The sequence below is a fragment of the Actinomycetospora straminea genome (genome assembly GCF_028737255.1).
GTDB lineage: Bacteria > Actinomycetota > Actinomycetes > Mycobacteriales > Pseudonocardiaceae > Actinomycetospora > Actinomycetospora straminea.
This window is the reverse complement of record NZ_JAQZAN010000003.1, coordinates 280,870-296,295: the sequence shown is the minus strand read 5'-3', so window position 1 is coordinate 296,295 and position 15,426 is coordinate 280,870. Positions and strand designations below refer to the sequence as shown.

General features: G+C 74.8%; 17 protein-coding genes. 10 read left to right on the top strand and 7 right to left on the bottom strand.

The features are described 5' to 3' along the window. Nucleotides 1-114: 114 nt before the first annotated feature. A complete protein-coding gene (locus PH190_RS06775; RefSeq protein WP_274230717.1) occupies nucleotides 115-831 on the top strand; it encodes a VIT1/CCC1 transporter family protein in 717 nt (238 codons plus the stop codon). Here the strand turns inward: PH190_RS06775 and PH190_RS06770 are convergent. Both PH190_RS06770 and PH190_RS06765 read right to left on the bottom strand, forming a co-directional pair. After that, complete coding sequence (locus PH190_RS06770) at nucleotides 792-1,796, bottom strand: helix-turn-helix transcriptional regulator (protein ID WP_274230716.1); 1,005 nt, start codon at nucleotides 1,794-1,796, stop codon at nucleotides 792-794. The genes PH190_RS06775 and PH190_RS06770 overlap by 40 nt on opposite strands. 61 nt (nucleotides 1,797-1,857) lie before the next feature. Further along, nucleotides 1,858-2,649 carry an HpcH/HpaI aldolase family protein gene (locus tag PH190_RS06765; protein WP_274230715.1) on the bottom strand — a complete coding sequence of 264 codons (792 nt, stop codon included), beginning with the start codon at nucleotides 2,647-2,649 and terminating at the stop codon, nucleotides 1,858-1,860. A 132-nt stretch (nucleotides 2,650-2,781) separates the two neighbouring features. Here PH190_RS06765 and PH190_RS06760 point away from each other — a divergent pair, with 132 nt between their 5' ends. Next, entirely contained in the window at nucleotides 2,782-3,015 is a 234-nt protein-coding gene (locus tag PH190_RS06760) for a hypothetical protein (RefSeq protein ID WP_274230714.1), read from the top strand. Between the two features lie 142 nt (nucleotides 3,016-3,157). Here the strand turns inward: PH190_RS06760 and PH190_RS06755 are convergent, their stop codons facing one another. After that, complete coding sequence (locus PH190_RS06755) at nucleotides 3,158-3,766, bottom strand: response regulator transcription factor (RefSeq protein ID WP_274230713.1); 609 nt, start codon at nucleotides 3,764-3,766, stop codon at nucleotides 3,158-3,160. Nucleotides 3,767-3,887: 121 nt separating this feature from the next. On the opposite strand from PH190_RS06755, the gene aroQ reads away from it, so the two are divergent. Further along, nucleotides 3,888-4,349, top strand: coding sequence for a type II 3-dehydroquinate dehydratase (gene aroQ, locus PH190_RS06750; protein ID WP_274230712.1), 462 nt, complete (start codon nucleotides 3,888-3,890; stop codon nucleotides 4,347-4,349). A gap of 15 nt (nucleotides 4,350-4,364) precedes the next feature. On the opposite strand, the gene PH190_RS06745 is transcribed toward aroQ, so the two are convergent. Together PH190_RS06745 and PH190_RS06740 are read right to left on the bottom strand one after the other, a co-directional pair. Further along, a complete protein-coding gene (locus tag PH190_RS06745) occupies nucleotides 4,365-5,318 on the bottom strand; it encodes an alpha/beta fold hydrolase (protein WP_274230711.1) in 954 nt (317 codons plus the stop codon). Nucleotides 5,319-5,328: 10 nt separating this feature from the next. Further along, complete coding sequence (locus PH190_RS06740; protein WP_274230710.1) at nucleotides 5,329-6,696, bottom strand: NAD(P)/FAD-dependent oxidoreductase; 1,368 nt, start codon at nucleotides 6,694-6,696, stop codon at nucleotides 5,329-5,331. Between the two features lie 197 nt (nucleotides 6,697-6,893). Here PH190_RS06740 and PH190_RS06735 point away from each other — a divergent pair, with 197 nt between their 5' ends. From PH190_RS06735 to PH190_RS06720, 4 genes are all read left to right on the top strand, one after another. Then, nucleotides 6,894-7,991, top strand: a complete 1,098-nt coding sequence (locus PH190_RS06735; RefSeq protein ID WP_274230709.1) for an SDR family oxidoreductase — start codon at nucleotides 6,894-6,896, stop codon at nucleotides 7,989-7,991. A 39-nt stretch (nucleotides 7,992-8,030) separates the two neighbouring features. Beyond that, on the top strand, nucleotides 8,031-8,906 hold the full coding sequence (locus PH190_RS06730) for a glutamate racemase (protein WP_274230708.1): 876 nt from the start codon (nucleotides 8,031-8,033) through the stop codon (nucleotides 8,904-8,906). 124 nt (nucleotides 8,907-9,030) lie between these two features. Next, complete coding sequence (locus PH190_RS06725; RefSeq protein WP_274230707.1) at nucleotides 9,031-9,267, top strand: three-helix bundle dimerization domain-containing protein; 237 nt, start codon at nucleotides 9,031-9,033, stop codon at nucleotides 9,265-9,267. 22 nt (nucleotides 9,268-9,289) lie between these two features. Continuing rightward, nucleotides 9,290-9,649 carry a PRC-barrel domain-containing protein gene (locus PH190_RS06720; protein WP_274230706.1) on the top strand — a complete coding sequence of 120 codons (360 nt, stop codon included), beginning with the start codon at nucleotides 9,290-9,292 and terminating at the stop codon, nucleotides 9,647-9,649. A 38-nt stretch (nucleotides 9,650-9,687) separates the two neighbouring features. Here the strand turns inward: PH190_RS06720 and PH190_RS06715 are convergent, their stop codons facing one another. After that, entirely contained in the window at nucleotides 9,688-10,443 is a 756-nt protein-coding gene (locus PH190_RS06715) for a lytic murein transglycosylase (RefSeq protein ID WP_274230705.1), read from the bottom strand. Between the two features lie 299 nt (nucleotides 10,444-10,742). Here PH190_RS06715 and PH190_RS06710 point away from each other — a divergent pair, with 299 nt between their 5' ends. Continuing rightward, nucleotides 10,743-11,699: an alpha/beta hydrolase gene (locus tag PH190_RS06710; RefSeq protein WP_274230704.1), complete on the top strand. Its 957-nt coding sequence runs from the start codon at nucleotides 10,743-10,745 to the stop codon at nucleotides 11,697-11,699. Between the two features lie 19 nt (nucleotides 11,700-11,718). Here the strand turns inward: PH190_RS06710 and PH190_RS06705 are convergent, their stop codons facing one another. Continuing rightward, the gene (locus PH190_RS06705) at nucleotides 11,719-12,462 is read right to left on the bottom strand and encodes a 3-oxoacyl-ACP reductase family protein (protein WP_274230703.1); all 744 of its coding nucleotides are present in this window, start codon (nucleotides 12,460-12,462) and stop codon (nucleotides 11,719-11,721) included. A gap of 239 nt (nucleotides 12,463-12,701) precedes the next feature. Between PH190_RS06705 and PH190_RS06700 the strand changes: the two genes are divergently transcribed. Continuing rightward, complete coding sequence (locus PH190_RS06700) at nucleotides 12,702-13,940, top strand: alpha/beta fold hydrolase (protein ID WP_274230702.1); 1,239 nt, start codon at nucleotides 12,702-12,704, stop codon at nucleotides 13,938-13,940. Between the two features lie 208 nt (nucleotides 13,941-14,148). Further along, the gene (locus tag PH190_RS06695) at nucleotides 14,149-15,327 is read left to right on the top strand and encodes an acetyl-CoA C-acetyltransferase (RefSeq protein ID WP_274230701.1); all 1,179 of its coding nucleotides are present in this window, start codon (nucleotides 14,149-14,151) and stop codon (nucleotides 15,325-15,327) included. Nucleotides 15,328-15,426 lie beyond the last annotated feature (99 nt).

The window sequence follows — 15,426 nt, the reverse complement described above, 5'->3', positions numbered from 1 at the left end:
CTCGCCGCGACGGATCGCCGTGAATCCGGCGGACCGGTCGGGCCCGAGACACGGCCTACCAAGGCGAGGCTCAGCTTTCTGGAACCGTTCCAGTCTTCGTGGGAGCCTGGGGACATGTCCGCCGACGCCCCCGTCCACCCGGAACCGCACGGCGGCGAGCTGTCCCAACGCCTGAACTGGCTGCGCGCCGGGGTGCTCGGCGCCAACGACGGCATCGTCTCCACCGCCGGCCTCGTCGTCGGCGTCGCCGGCGCGACCATCGAACGCGGCCCCATCGCGACGGCCGGGATCGCGGGTCTCGTCGCGGGCGCGGTATCGATGGCCCTCGGCGAGTACGTGTCGGTGTCGAGCCAGCGCGACGCCGAGCGGGCCCAGCTCGCCAAGGAGACGCGCGAGCTGCGGGAGTCCCCCGAGCAGGAGCTCGCCGAGCTCGCCGCCCTCTACGAGGACAAGGGCCTCTCGCCGTCGACCGCGCGGCAGGTCGCCGTCGAGCTCACCGAGCACGACGCGCTCGGCGCGCACCTCGAGGCCGAGCTGCACCTCGACCCCGACGAGCTGACCAGCCCCTGGCGCGCCGCGGGCGCCTCGGCGGTGTCGTTCGTGACCGGCGCACTGCTGCCCCTGGTCGCCGTGCTGGCGACGCCGCCCACCTGGCGGGTGCCGGTGACCGTCGCCGTCGTGCTCCTCGCCCTCGGCCTCGCGGGCTGGCTCGGCGCCCGCCTCGGCGGGGCGACCTCGCGCCGGGCGGTGGTCCGCGTGGTCGTCGGGGGCGCGCTCGGGCTGGCCGTGACCTACGGGATCGGCTGGCTGGTGGGCGGTGCCGTCGGCTGAGCCGGAGCCACCGCTCGGGAGTAGCGGTCGGCCACCCGGCGGAGCTCGTCCACCAGCGCGTCCGGGGACTCGACGACGAAGTCCGCGTCCAGCCCGGTGAGGATCAGCGCCGCCGAGCGCGCGTCGTCCGACGACAGCGACACCCGGCACTCCTCCGGGCCGATCTCCTCGACACGCACCTGGTCGGTCCAGATCGTCGCGCGCACCTCCGGCGCCGGGGCGGCCACGCGCACCACGCAGCGGAACGGCCGGACGTCGGCGACGCGGTCGGCGACGAACGCCGCGGGGTCGCCGCCGGGGATCTCGCGCGGCGGGAAACGTGGTCCGGTGGGCAGGCCGTCGGGGGCGAGGCGCGGGGTCATCCGGTCGACGCGCAGCGTGCGCCAGTCCTCGCGGTCGCGGTCCCACGCCACGAGGTACCAGCGCCGACCCCACGCGACGAGGTGGATCGGCTCGATGCGTCGGCGGGTCGGCGTGCCGTCGCGGGCCGTGTAGTCGATCTCCAGGACGCGCCGGTCGCGGCACGCCCCGCCCACGACCGCCAGCACCGACGGGTCCACCGACGGCGCGACCCGCGGGGCCACCGTGGCCACCGGCATGGCCGCGATCCGGTGCCGCAGCCGCGCGGGCAGGATGCGCTCGAGCTTGACCAGCGCCGCCAGCGCCGTCTCCCCCGTGCCCGCCACCCCCGTGCCGGCCGCGGTCCGCAGCGTCACGGCGACCGCGACGGCCTCGTCGTCGTCGAGCAGCAGCGGGGGCAGCGCCGCGCCGGCACCGAGGCGGTAGCCGCCACCCGGCCCGAAGCCGACCTCGACCGGGTAGTCGAGGCCGCGCAGCTTGTCGACGTCCCGGCGCACCGTGCGGGTGGTGACACCCATGCGCTCGGCGAGCTCGGGGCCGGTCCACTCCGGGCGCGCCTGGAGCAGCGAGAGCAGGCGCAGCAGGCGGGCGGAGGTCTCGAGCACGCGGACAGTGTGCCCGCCGAGGCGGACAGGTCCGGTCCGCTGCTCTGGCTGCTGTGGCCGCTCAGCTCTCGAACGGAGCGCGCACCCCGTCGAGGCTGCCGAGGATCGCCGGCACGTCGGACCACACCGTGACCAGCGCGAACCCGTCGGCGGCCCGCGCGGCGGCGTACTCCGGCCGCGTCGCGTGCACCGCGGCGCGCGTCCCCGCGGCCGCGCAGGCGGCGAGCACGCGCCGGAACGCGTCGTGGATCGCCGGCTCCTCGCGGTCCTGCGCCGCCCCGATCCCCAGCGCGACGCCGAGGTCGCCGGGCCCGACGAACAGCCCGTCCAGCCCGGGCACCGCGGCGATCTCGTCGGCGCGGTCGAGCGCGTCCGCGGTCTCGACCATGGCGAAGGCGAGGACGGTGTCGGCGGCCGCGACCGGGTCGTCACCGGGCCGCAGCGCCGTGCGCACCGGCCCGAACGAGCGGCGCCCCGCCGGCGGGTAGTGGCACGCGGCGACGAGCTCGCGGGCGGCGGCCGCGTCGTCCACCATCGGCGCGATCACGCCCCGCACGCCCAGGTCGAGCACGAACCCGACCGTCGCCTCGTCGACGGCGGGCAGGCGCACCAGCGGCGCGAGCCCGTGCGCGGCGATCGCGCGGACGGCGTCGGCGCTGCGGGCGCGGTCGAACAGTCCGTGCTGCAGGTCGAGGGTGAGGGCGTCGAGCAGGCCGCGCCCGGCGGCGGACGCCGCGACCACTTCGACGAGGTGCGGGTCGGGGATCGTCAGCCAGCCGTTGCGGGCCGCGCGACCGGCGGCCCAGGCCGCGCGGACGGAGTCCGGGGCCGGATGAGGGACAGGTTCGGTCACAGGTCGACACCGCTTCCGCGTCGGCGCACCGGGCCCGGGAAGGGTAGGGCCGCCGAGACCTCGATCACCTTCCCGAAGGCTGCTCCGTTCGAGGGAACCGCGCGGTGATCCGTGCCCGTACGATCCGGGGCGATGGTCACCCGCACGCCACCGACCGCCCCCGCCGCGCCGCGCTTCCGCTTCGCGCGCGACACCCGCTACACGATCACCGTCCGCGACGACGAGGGCGGACGCCGCGAGGTGGTCCTCGACGCCTATCAGGGCTGGCTCGCCGGCCCCGACGGCATCCGCCACCGCTTCGGCACGCACCGGCGCACCCGCACCGAGGTGCGCGACGACCGCATCCGGACCGTCGTCGGCCCCTGACCGCCACCCTCTGCGGCGGTTACTGGCTGGTATCGCTCGCCCAGCGAGTGATACCAGCCAGTAACCGCCTGTCCGGTGCCCCCGAGGACCCTGCCGCCTCCGACCCGGCGGGGCCTCTCGTGGACGGGGACCGCGGTGTGGCTCAGGAGACGAGGCCGCAGCGGAAGCCCTGGGCGACGGCCTGGGCGCGGTCCGCGGCCGAGAGCTTGCGGAACAGCCGCCGGGCGTGGGTCTTCACCGTGTCCTCGGACAGGTAGAGCTCGCGGCCGATCTGGCCGTTGCTCTTGCCCTGGCTCATCCCGCGCAGGACCTGCATCTCGCGCTCGGTGAGGTTGACGCCCTGGCCCGGCGACGCGCCGCGCTGCATCGGCATCGCGCCGACCTCGGCGCCGGCGGCGGAGTGGGCGAGCGCGGCGACCAGCTCGGGGCGCGAGGCGTCCCAGCGCAGGTAGCCGCGGGCGCCGCCGGCGATCGCGGCCGCGATGCTGCCGCCGTCGTCCGGGGCGCCGAAGACCATGACGTTGGCCTGGGGGTGCGCGGCCATGAGGCGACGGGTCGCCTCGGCGCCCGAGGCCACCGCGCGCTGGGTGCCCACGAACACGACGTCCGCGCTCTGGCGGGCGTAGCGGGTCAGCAGCTCGTCGGCGGTGGACACGCAGTCGATGCGCTGGACACCGGGCACCGCGGACATGACGCGCGTCAGGCCCTCGCGGACACTGCGCCGGTCGTCGCAGATCAGAACCGTCCTCATACAGACTCCGTCCGGGTGGGGAGGCCGCCCGCCGTGAGCACGGTGGGCGCTGCTCCCCTCATCGGTCACCCCACCCGTCCGCTTGACCCCCGAATGACAACAGCGTGGTTAGGAACCCCCGATGGAGTGGCAGCACGACGCCCGCCGTGTCCTGGTCGTCAACGGCCCCAACCTGGATCTCCTGGGTCGCCGGGAGCCGGAGGTCTACGGCACCGACACCCTCGACGACCTGGTGGAACGGTGCCGCCGCACCGCCGCCGAGCTCGGCCTGGAGGTGGACGCGCGGCAGAGCAACCACGAGGGCGTGCTCATCGACGCCGTCCACGAGGCCATGACCGGCCACGGCGGAGTGATCATCAATCCGGGCGGCTACACGCACACGTCCGTGGCCCTGCGCGACGCGCTGGCCGCGCTGCCCGTGCCCGTGGTCGAGGTGCACCTGTCGAACGTCCACGCCCGGGAGGCGTTCCGGTCGCACTCGTACGTGTCGCCGGTCGCCACGGCCGTGATCGCCGGCGCCGGGACGACGGGCTACGAGCTCGCGCTGCGCTTCCTCGCCGAGCGGATCGTGCGCCGCGCCTGAGCGCCTCCTCCTGGCCTAGTCCCCGTCGAGGCCCGCGCGCTCGGCGAGCGCCGCCAGCTCGCCGGCCAGGGCGTCGGGGAACTGCAGCGGCAGGAAGTGCGAGCCGGGCAGGCGCGCGAGCCGGGCGTCGGGCAGGGCCGCGGCGAGCGCGGCCATGTCCGCCGGCGGGGCGAGGGTGTCGTAGTCGCCGGCGACGACGGTCGCGGGCATCGTCAGCGTCGCGAGGTCCTCGTCGGCGGGGGCCTCGTGCTCGGCGGCCGCGAGCACCATCCGCGAGAACCACGTCCAGTCGTGGCGGGCGAACTGCCGCGCCACCTCGGCGAGCGTGATCATCGGCGCCGCCGCACCCGTGGGGTCGAGGACCGCCGGGTCGACGCCGGCGCGGTCGAACGCGTCCCGCGAGGCGTCCAGGCTGCGCGGCAACAGGTCGATCACCCCGGAGATCGGCGGGCCCACGACCCGCAGCAGCCAGCCGCCGAGCTGCGCGGCGCGCCGGTGCACGCCCTCGGGCAGTTGGCCGGGCAGCGGGCCGCGGGGCAGCACCCGGAACGCGCCGGTGGCGACCCCGCCGAGGGCGAGCAGGCCCGCGACCCGGCCGGGCGCCCGGCGGGCGGCCTCGATCGCCACGGCCACCCCCACCGACCAGCCCACGACGACGGCGCGGTCCATGCCCGCGTCGTCCATCACCGCGAGCAGGTCCTCGGCGTGGTCGCCGACCCCGATGTGCGTCTCGTCGTCCGGGCGCGCCGACCCGCCCAGCCCGCGGTGGTGCCAGCTGGTGGCGTGGTAGCCGCAGTCCTCGCCGTGCAGGAAGGGCCACGCCGTCGGGCTGGCGCCGAGCCCGTTGGACAGCACGACCGGCACGCCCGCGGCGCCGTTGTCCCAGCGCCGCAGGCGCGTGCCGTCGCGGGCGACCAGGTCGGTGACCCGTCCGCCGCCGTCCTCATCGTCGTCCCTGCCGGCCGTCACCGCGGACTGCTCACGAGGCCGCCGTGGCCCGCTTCGCCATCTCCTCCTCGGAGAGGTAGTCGCGCGTCTCCTCGAACGACGACGTCTCGCTCTTGCGGCCGGCGAGGAAGCCGATGCGGATGAAGTCGTCGCCGCCGAACAGGTGCAGGATCCAGTTGAAGATCACCCGCATCCGCGTGCGCTGGAGCGGCAGCGCGTAGAGGTGGTAGCCGCGGGTGACGGCCTGGGCGATGACGCCCGTGAGCCGCAGCTTCAGCGGGTGCGCCACCGCCTGGGTGCCGCCGAGGTCGACGACGAGCCCGAGGTCGTGGTGCTTGTACTCGCGCAGCGGCTGACCGCGCAGCGAGGCGACGACGTTGTCGGCGGCGATCACCGCCTGCCGCGTCGCGTGCTGCGCGGTCGGCGGGCAGAGCGCCGAGCCGGGCGGGTCCGCGGTGAGGTCGGGCACCGCGGCGGCGTCGCCGAGCACGAAGACGTCCTCGTAGCCCTCGAGACGCAGGTCGGTGCCGCACTTGACGCGGCCGCGGACCAGCTCGACGCCGAGCATCTTGACCAGCGGGCTCGCGGTGACGCCGGCGGTCCACACCAGGGTCTTGGTGGGGATCGTGCTGCCGTCGGTGAGGGTGACGCTGGAGTCGGTGACCTCCTCGACACCGGTCTCGAGTCGGATGCCGATGCCGCGGCGGCGCAGCAGGTCGAGGGCCTCCTCGCCGAGGCGCTGCCCGAGCTCGGGCATGAGGCGCGGGGCGATGTCGACCAGCGTCCACTTCACCAGCGTCGGGTCGAGGCGGGGGAAGCGCTTCATCGCGGCGTCGGTGAGCAGCTCGAGGCACGCGGCGGTCTCGGTGCCGGCGTAGCCGCCGCCGACCACGACGAAGCCGCAGCGGGCCGCGCGCTCCTCCGGGTCGGTCGAGGCGTTGGCCAGCTCGAGCTGGGAGAGGACGTGGTCGCGCAGGTACGCGGCCTCGCCGAGGTTCTTCATCCCGAGGCCGTGCTCCTCGAGGCCCTTGATGTCGAACTGCCGGGTGACGCTGCCCGCGGCGATGACGAGCCGGTCGTAGGGCAGGTCGACGACGTCCTCGCTGATCTTCTTGACGACGGCGACCTTGCGCTCCAGGTCGAGCCCGACCACCTGGCCCGGCAGCCGCTGCGCCCGCTTGATCGCCCGCGGCAGCGGCACGGTGACCGACTGGGCGGTGATCACCCCGGCCGCGACCTGCGGCAACAGGGGCAGGTAGAGCATGTAGTCGTGGGGGTTGACCACCACGATCTCCACCTCGTTCCGCGCCAGCTCGTCCTTGAGCTCACGTTCGAGGCGCTGGACGCACTTCAAGCCGGCGAACCCGGCGCCGACCACCACGATGCGCTGCGCGCTCATCTGGTTGAACCCTCCCTGCCGATCCGGCCGTTCTGCGAAGTCTTCCCCGGGTGCGGTGACGGCGACACCTTCCCGGCCCGAGACGTCGGGGCCCATGACCGCGCTCACAGCCGGTCGTGTGCCGGTCGCCCGGCACGAGCAGCGCCGTCGTGGTTCTCTCTGCGCACCCCGACACCGAGGGACCCCGGAGGCCCGCGTTGGCGACGACCGTGCTCTACACCGGCTTCCCCGGCTTCCTGGGCAGCGCGCTGCTGCCACGGACGCTGCGCCGGTCCCCGGACGCGCAGGCCGTCGCGCTCGTGCAGGAGCGCTGGCTCGACCAGGCGCGCGGGACCCTCGAGCGCCTCGAGTCGGCCGAGCCCGCCATCGCGCGGCGCACCCGCCTCGTCGTCGGCGACATCACCCGCCCGGGCCTCGGTCTCGACGACGAGGAGACCGCGAGGCTGCGCGGCGGGCCGCTGGAGATCTTCCACCTCGCGGCGGTCTACGACCTGTCCGTCGCGCCGGAGCTCGCGTGGGCGGTCAACGTCGAGGGCACGCGGAACGTCGTCGACCTCGCCCGCGGCGCCGACGAGCTCGTGCGCCTGCAGTACGTCAGCACCTGCTACGTCTCCGGGCGCTACCCCGGCATCTTCGCCGAGGACGACCTCGAGCTCGGGCAGTCCTTCTCCAACCACTACGAGCACACCAAGCACGAGGCCGAGCGGGTCGTCGCGAAGGCGCGCGACGCCGGGATGCCGGTGACGATCTACCGGCCGTCGGTGGTCGTGGGCGACAGCCGCACCGGCGAGACCCAGAAGTACGACGGGCCGTACTACGCCCTGCAGCTCATCGCCCGCCAGGGCCGGGTCGCGGTGATGCCGCTGCCCGGCGACCCGGCGCGCGTGCAGTTCAACCTCGTGCCGAGCGACTTCGTCGTCGACGCCATCGCCGCGCTCGCGCCGCACGCCGGCGCGGTGAACCGGACGGTGGCGCTGGCCGCGCCGCGCCCGCCGTCGGTGCTGGAGATGTGCGAGGCGTTCGCGGCCCACACCGACAAGCGCCTCAAGGTCGTGCCCGTGCCGACGACGCTCTCGCGCTTCTCGATCGACCATCTGCCGGGCGTCGGGCGGCTGTTCAAGCTGCCCTCGTCGACGCTCGACTACCTGACCCACCCCACCGTCTACGACGTGACGGCCACGACGGCGCTGCTCGACGAGGTGGGCGTGCGCTGCCCGTCGTTCGCCGAGCACGTCGGTGCGATGGTCGCCTTCCACCGCGAGCACCCGGACGTCGGCAGCGCCGCGATGGTCTGAGGGACGGTCCGAGATCGCGTCGTCCTAGACTCGGAGGCGATGGCCGGCCAGCCCCAGCGCCCCCAGCGCGTCGCGCTCCTCGACTCGGGGTGCGGCCTGCTGCCCACCGCCGGGTGGCTGCGCCACCTGCGCCCGGACCTCGCGCTCGACCTCTACCTCGACCCCGAGGGCATGCCGTGGGGGTCGAAGGCGTCGTCGTGGATCGTCGACCGGGTCGTCGGCACCGGCCGGCGCGCCGTCGAGCGGGGGGCGGACGCGATCGTGGTGCCGTGCAACACCGCCTCGGTGACCGCGGTGGTCCCGCTGCGCGAGGCCCTCGAGCCCGACCGGCCGGTGGTCGCGACGGTGCCGGCGGTCAAGCCCGCGGGCGCCACCGGCTTGCCCTTCGCGGTGTGGGCCACCGAGCGCACCACGGGCAGCGCCTACCAGGCCGACCTGGTCGCGCGCTTCGCCGCACCCGGCCAGGCGGAGTCCGTCGCCTGCCCCGGGCTCGCCACCGCCGTCGAGCACGCCGACGCCGCCGCGGTGCGGGAGGCGGTGGCGTACGCCGCGGCGCGCACGCCCGCGCGGTGCCGCTCGGTCGTCCTCGGCTGCACCCACTACCCGCTGGTCGTGGAGGAGATCCTCGCCGCGCTGCCGCCGGGCACCGGGCTGCACGACAGCTCGCGGGCCGTGGCCGGGCAGGCGCTGCGCCGCCTCGGCCTGCCCGAGGACCCGAGCGCCGAGCCCGCCGAGGTCCGCGTGCACCTCGGCGGTGAGGAGGGCCCGCTGCCCCCGGCCGCGCTCGCCTACCCGATCGGGCGCGCGCTGGCCCGGGGCGGGCGGATCGCCCGCGCCGAGCTGCCGACCACCGACGAGACGCTGCTCGGCACGCGCCCGGACACCGCCGAGCAGCCGGCGCTGCGCGGCGTGTGACCTCGGCCGGCCGGGGTGTGAGCACCGAGTCATTCCCCTGGCCCGGACCCTCGCGCTCCTGCTGGGATGGGATCGGTTGTGCACGAGCGAGTCGTGGACACCGGCGCGGACGAGGAGACGGGGCATGACCACCACGGTCGACGCGAGCGGCACCGGCACCACGACGACGACGTCCCCGGCGCCGGACGCCCTGGGCGACACCGAGGCGCGCCTGGTCGACCGGTACACGCGGGCCGGGGTGCCGGCCGAGCACGTGCACCTGCTGGTCGCCGACGCCCGGGAGCGCCTCGCCGGCGCACGGGTCAGCGCCTTCCTCCCGATCCTCGTCGAGCGGTCGGTGCGCCGGGCCCTCGCGGCCTGACCAGGGCCCTAGGCTCGGCCCCGTGATCCCGGCCGAGAACATCCGCGACTGGCGCAACCGCCCGGTGGTCGACCCGGAGGGCTCGAAGATCGGGACCCTGGACGCGGTCTACGTCGACACCCTGGGCGACGAGCCGGTGTTCGCGACGGTGAGGATCTCTTCGCTCTTCGGGGGCACCCGGCTCGCCTTCGCCCCGCTCAAGGGCGCCGTGGTGACGCCCGCCCACGTGAAGATCGCGTTCGGCCGGGAGCTCGTGCGCGAGGCGCCGTCGATCGACACCGACGGCGAGCTGCGCGCCGAGGACGAGCCGGGGGTGTTCGGGCACTACGGGCTCGAGTACCGCACCGGGTCGCTGGGCGAGCGGCGGCTCGCCCGCCGCTGAGCCGGGCCCGAGCCGACCGCCGGGCCCTCCCGCGCGCCTCAGGACGTGGCGCTCGCCGCGCCGAGGGCCTCGCGCCGCACGCGGTCGACGTAGGCCTGCGAGCGGTTGTAGGCCAGCACCGCGGCGCGCCAGTCGTCGCCGCGGCGCAGGTCGCGGTCGTCGGTGCAGAGGTAGCGGGCGGCGGCCAGGGCGGCGTCGTCGAGGTCGTCGGGGTCGCTCACCCCGTCGCCGTCCCCGTCGGCGGCGTAGAGCGCCCAGGTCGTCGGGATGAACTGGAGCGGGCCGACCGCGCGGTCGTAGGTGGTGTCGCCGTCGAGGCGCCCGCCGTCGGTGTCGCGGATGGTGCGGTTGCCGTTCGTGCCGTCGAGCTCGGGGCCGCGGATCGCCTCGCGCGGGCGGCCGCCGTCGTCGAGCGCGGTGTCGCCGAAGCGGCCGTGGTTCGACTCCACCCGCCCGAGCCCGGCGAGGGTCACCCACGACAGCCCGCAGTCGGCGAGCTCGTCGCGCGCGGCGGCCTCGGCGCCGGCGTAGGCGGCGAGCGCGCGGGCCGGCACGCCGCTGCGACCGGCCGTGTCGGCGGCCCAGGTGGCCCGCGTCGCGGCGTCGGCGGGCGCCGGCGCGGCGGCCGGCTGCGCGTAGGTGGGTGCGGCGTCGGGTCCGCGGCGGGTCACCGCCACCACGCCCGCGACCGCGGCGCCGACGAGCAGGACGAGCACGACGGCCGCGACGAGGAGGTTCTCGAGCTGCCGGGCGTCGGGGCGGTCGCCCCGGTCGCTCGTCGGCGGCGTGCTCACCGGACCGACGCTACGGGCCGCGACGTGGCGCCACGGTCAGTGCCCGTCCGCCGCCGTGCTCCGACGTCCGGAGCAACCGCCCGCCGAAGCGACGCGGAGTGTCGTCGCTGCGACACGCGTCTCACCCGCTCGTCCCCGTGGACCAGGAACCGGTCACCGACAGCCCCCGATCGATGGGCCGTTCGGGGCGCGTGTCGCAGGGCCGATCGGGCAGTCTGTCCGCCTCCCGCCGCCGTGATCACCGGGTGGTCGCCGCGACGGGCGGGAGCGAGCCCAGCAGGGTCGCGGGAGGGGGCGCCATGGACATCGACGTCCGGCTGCGCGTGTTCACGTGGTTCGCCGACGTGTCGGGGGCGGTCGCGGTCAGCCGCATGGGCCCCGAGGAGATCACGCGCGCCCGCGAGCGGCGCCTGTCCCACAACCTGGTCACCTCGCGGGTCTTCGGCCCGATGCCGCGGGGCGTGTTCGTCACCGACCGTGTCGCCGACACCGCCGTCGGCCCGCTCCCGGTGCGCCTCTACCGCCCGCAGACGGCGCGCGCGCTGCCCGTCGTCGTCAACTTCCACGGCGGCGGCGGGACGCTGGGCAACCTCGACCAGTCCGACTGGCTGTGCGCGCACGTCGCCGCACGGGTCGGCGCGCTCGTGGTGTCGGTCGACTACCGCCTGGCCCCCGAGCACCCCTACCCGGCGGGGCGCGAGGACGGGTACGCGGCGGTGTCGTGGGTGGCGCGCGAGGCGGCGTCGCTGGGCGCCCGGGCGGACCGCCTCGCCGTCATGGGCGACAGCGCCGGCGGGAACCTCGCCGCCGTCGTCTGCCTGCTGGCCCGCGAGGCCGGGCCGGTGATCGACGCCCAGGTCCTGCTCTACCCGGTGCTCGACCTGACGTTCTCGCGGCCGTCGGTGGACCGCTTCGCGGCCGGGCCGGTCCTCACGCGCGCGGACATGGAGGTGTTCCGCCGCCACTACCTGGGCGGCCCCGCCGGCCCCGCCGACCCGGGCGACCCGCTCTGCTCCCCGCTGTTCGCGCCGGACGTGTCCGGCCTGCCCCCGGCGCTCGTGGTCACCGCCGGGGTGGACCCGCTGCACGACGACGGCGTCGACTACACCGCGCGGCTGGACGCGGCCGGCGTGCCCGTCCGGCACACCGACCACGCCCGCGCCGTGCACGGCTTCCTGTCGTTCCCCGGCGTCTGCCGGGCCGCGGCGACGGCGCTCGACGACGTCTGCGACGAGCTGACCGCGCGCCTGGTGTAGCCCCTGGTGTCGTCCCTGGTCAGGCGTCCATGTGCAGGCCGCCGTTGACCGAGTAGACCTGGCCCGTGATGTACCCCGACTCGGGGTCGGCCAGGAACTCGACGACGCGGGCGATCTCGTCCGGCTGACCGAGGCGCTTGAGCGGGATCCCCGCCACGATCTTCTCCAGGGCCTGCTCGGGCACGGCGGCGACCATGTCGGTCTCGACGTAGCCCGGCGCCACGCAGTTGACCGTGACGCCCTTGCGCGCGCCCTCCTGGGCCATCGACATCGTCATGCCGAAGAGCCCGGACTTCGTCGCCGCGTAGTTGACCTGCCCGGCGTTGCCCTTCTCGCCGATGACCGAGCTGATGTTGACGATGCGGCCCATGCCCCGCTCGGCCATGTGCAGGTACGCGAGCTGCGACATGTAGAACGTGCCCGAGAGGTTGACCTGGACCACGCGGTCCCAGTCGTCGACCTCCATCTTCGCCACCATCTTGTCGGCCGTGATGCCGGCGTTGTTGACCAGGACGTCCACCCGGCCGTGCGCCTGCAGGACCTCGTCGAAGACGCGCTCGCAGTCGCCGCGCTCGCCGATGTTGCCCTGGTGGATGGTGATCTGGTCCGGGAACTCGGCCTGCAGCTCCTCGGCCGAGGTCGGGTTCGACGAGTAGCCGACGCCGACCTTCATGCCGCGCCGGGCCATCCGTGCACTGATCGCGCGCCCGATGCCCCGGGCGCCGCCGGTCACGATGGCCACCTGTCCGGTCATGTCTCCCATGCGTGCTCCCCTGCGTCGTGGACAGCGCTGTCGGCGGTCCATGTACCCACGGCGTGGGCCGGACCACACGGTCCGGTGCCCATCGAACTGGGCGGATCGGCCCGTGGGGAAGCCCCGGACGGCCCTACCGTCCGGTAGACGCTCGTTGCGAAACATCCCAAGCACCCGTACGTTCCGTGCAGCACCCAGAGCCGGGTGCGATCGAGCGCTCACCCTGCGTGAGCGCGAGGAGGTGCGCCATGACGGCCCTCGCCGACGACCTCGAGAACACCAGCGACGTGCTGGACGCCGACCCCACGGCGGTGCAGACCGAGGCCCCCTCACCCGATCCCGCGGCCTACCTGCGCGGCTACCACGCGACGGCCGCCGTGCGCGGTGTCGCGGAGATGACCAAGGGCGCGGGCTACGTGGCCCGCCGGGCGCTGCGCCAGTCGCTCTCGCCCGGCCGCAACACCCGGGACGCGCAGCGGTGGTGGCGCCACGTGCTCACCCGCCGGCGACCCCAGTGGCACAACGAGCACGAAATCGTCTTCGAGACGCCGATCGCCCGCCTGCGCGACTTCTCGCAGGGCTCGACCGACGACGTCGTCCCCGCCCTCGTCCTGCCGCCGCAGGCCGGGCACGACTCGTGCATCGTCGACTTCCAGCCGCGCCAGTCGCAGATGATGGTCATCCGCGAGGCCGGGCTGACCAGGGCGTTCACCCTCGACTGGGTCGGGGCCACCCGCGAGACCTCGGGCACGACGATCGAGGACTACATCGCCGTCGTGGACCGGGCCGTCGAGCACGCCGGCGGCCGGGTCAACCTCATCGGCGACTGCCAGGGCGGGTGGCTCGCGACGATCTACGCCGCGATCCACCCGGAGAAGGTCAACACGCTGACCCTCGCCGGCGCGCCCATCGACTTCCACGCCGGTGAGACCCCGATCGGGGCGTCGTCGCGGGTGTTCACCCAGCGCTTCGGCCAGCTCCCGTACCGGGCGATGGTCGCGGCGGGCGGCGGCAACATGCCGGGCTCGTTCGTGCTGGGCGGCTTCATCGCCATCCGGCCCGACGCGGAGATCGCCAAGCACGTCGACCTCCTGCGCAACCTCGACGACCCGGTGGCCATCGGGCGCTACGAGGCGTTCGAGGACTGGTTCAAGCACACGCAGGACGTGCCCGGCACGTTCTACCTGTGGCTGGTCGAGCACCTGTTCGCCGGCAACGAGCTCATCCACGGCGACCTCGTCGTCGGCGGCGAGCGCGTGGACATGCGGCGCATCTCCTGCCCGCTGTTCCTCCTCGGTGGCGCGACCGACCACATCACCCCGCCGATCCAGGTCTTCGCCGCCGCGGACCACGTGTCCACGCCGGCCGACCAGGTCACCACCCGCACCGCGCCCGGCGGGCACCTCGGGCTGTTCATGGGCAACCAGGCGCTGCGGCACGAGTGGCCGCCGCTCCTGGCCGCGGTCGCCGAGCACTCGCGGCCGTAGTCGATCGACCTGGAACGATCCCGCAGAACCTGCGGTGATCCTCCGCCCGCGGGCCTGGGTGCCGACCCGGGCCCGCGGGTACGTTCAGACGTCCGGCCCTCACGTGACGAGGGCACCGCGCACCGTGACCACCCACGGAGACCGCCCGGGTGGTCGGTCGTCCCCGGCGCACCGCCGCGCCACCCATTCGACCAGGAGGGTCCACCGCATGCCCGGCTCCGTCATCGTCTCCGGCAAGCGCACTCCCATCGGCAAGCTCTCCGGCGCGTTCGCCGGCATGACGGCCGGCGACCTGGGTACCGCGGCGATCAAGGCCGCGCTCGAGGCCGCCGGGATCAGCGGCGAGCAGGTCGAGTACGTCGTCATGGGCCAGGTGGTCCAGGCCGGCAACGGCCAGAACCCGGCCCGCAAGGCGTCCACCGACGCCGGCATCCCGATGTCGACGCCGTCGTTCACGCTGAACAAGGTCTGCCTGTCCGGCCTCGACGCCGTCGCCCTCGCCGACCAGATGATCCAGGCCGGCGAGTACGACATCGTCGTCGCCGGCGGCATGGAGTCGATGACCGGCGGGCCGCACATGCTCCCGAAGGCGCGCGCGGGCTACAAGTACGGCTCCGGGTCGCTGATCGACGCCACCGAGCACGACGGCCTCACCGACGTCTACGACCACGAGTCGATGGGCGCCTCGACCGAGCGCTTCGCCTCCTCGATCGGCCTGTCGCGCGAGGAGATGGACGAGGTCTCGGCCGCGTCCCACCAGCGCGCCGCCGACGCCGCCAAGAACGGCCGCTTCGAGGCCGAGATCACCGCGGTCCAGGTACCGCAGCGCAAGGGCGACCCGATCAGCGTCACCGAGGACGAGGGCGTCCGCGGCGACACCACCGCGGAGGGCCTCGGCAAGCTCAAGCCGGCGTTCGCCAAGGAGGGTGCGATCACCGCGGGCAGCAGCTCGCAGGTCTCCGACGGCGCGTCGGCCACGGTCGTCATGTCGGCGAAGAAGGCCCAGGAGCTGGGCCTCGAGCCGCTCTGCGAGATCCGCAACCACGGCTGGGTCGCCGGCCCGGACAACTCGCTGCTCTCGCAGCCGTCGAACGCCGCGTTCAAGGCGCTGCGCCGCGAGGGCATCGACCCCTCCGACGTCTCGCTGTGGGAGATCAACGAGGCGTTCGCGGCCGTCGCCATCCAGTCGGCCCGCGAGCTCGGCCTGAGCTCCGACCAGGTCAACACCGACGGCGGCGCCATCGCCCTGGGCCACCCCATCGGCGCCACCGGCAACCGCCTCGCGGTGCACTGCGCCCACGAGCTGCGCCGCCGCGGCGGCGGCTACGCGGTGGCCAGCCTCTGCGGCGGCGGCGGCCAGGGCTCGGCGCTGATCTTCCACGTCTGATCCCGGTGTCGGCGTGCTGTCGCTGACACCCAGTGTCCGTATCGGTACGTCGATCACGTCCGGCGCGGCGGTCACCTCTCGCGAGGTGGCCGCCGCGCC

Bases quoted from the DNA above. Each gene is read 5' to 3' on its own strand.
- PH190_RS06700 (WP_274230702.1), top strand. From the start codon at position 12,702: ATGACGGCCCTCGCCGACGACCTCGAGAACACCAGCGACGTGCTGGAC.
- PH190_RS06760 (WP_274230714.1), top strand. From the start codon at position 2,782: ATGGTCACCCGCACGCCACCGACCGCCCCCGCCGCGCCGCGCTTCCGC.
- PH190_RS06775 (WP_274230717.1), top strand. From the start codon at position 115: ATGTCCGCCGACGCCCCCGTCCACCCGGAACCGCACGGCGGCGAGCTG.
- PH190_RS06705 (WP_274230703.1), bottom strand. From the start codon at position 12,462: ATGGGAGACATGACCGGACAGGTGGCCATCGTGACCGGCGGCGCCCGG.
- aroQ (WP_274230712.1), top strand. From the start codon at position 3,888: ATGGAGTGGCAGCACGACGCCCGCCGTGTCCTGGTCGTCAACGGCCCC.
- PH190_RS06725 (WP_274230707.1), top strand. From the start codon at position 9,031: ATGACCACCACGGTCGACGCGAGCGGCACCGGCACCACGACGACGACG.
- PH190_RS06755 (WP_274230713.1), bottom strand. From the start codon at position 3,766: ATGAGGACGGTTCTGATCTGCGACGACCGGCGCAGTGTCCGCGAGGGC.
- PH190_RS06710 (WP_274230704.1), top strand. From the start codon at position 10,743: ATGGACATCGACGTCCGGCTGCGCGTGTTCACGTGGTTCGCCGACGTG.
- PH190_RS06740 (WP_274230710.1), bottom strand. From the start codon at position 6,696: ATGAGCGCGCAGCGCATCGTGGTGGTCGGCGCCGGGTTCGCCGGCTTG.
- PH190_RS06695 (WP_274230701.1), top strand. From the start codon at position 14,149: ATGCCCGGCTCCGTCATCGTCTCCGGCAAGCGCACTCCCATCGGCAAG.
- PH190_RS06730 (WP_274230708.1), top strand. From the start codon at position 8,031: ATGGCCGGCCAGCCCCAGCGCCCCCAGCGCGTCGCGCTCCTCGACTCG.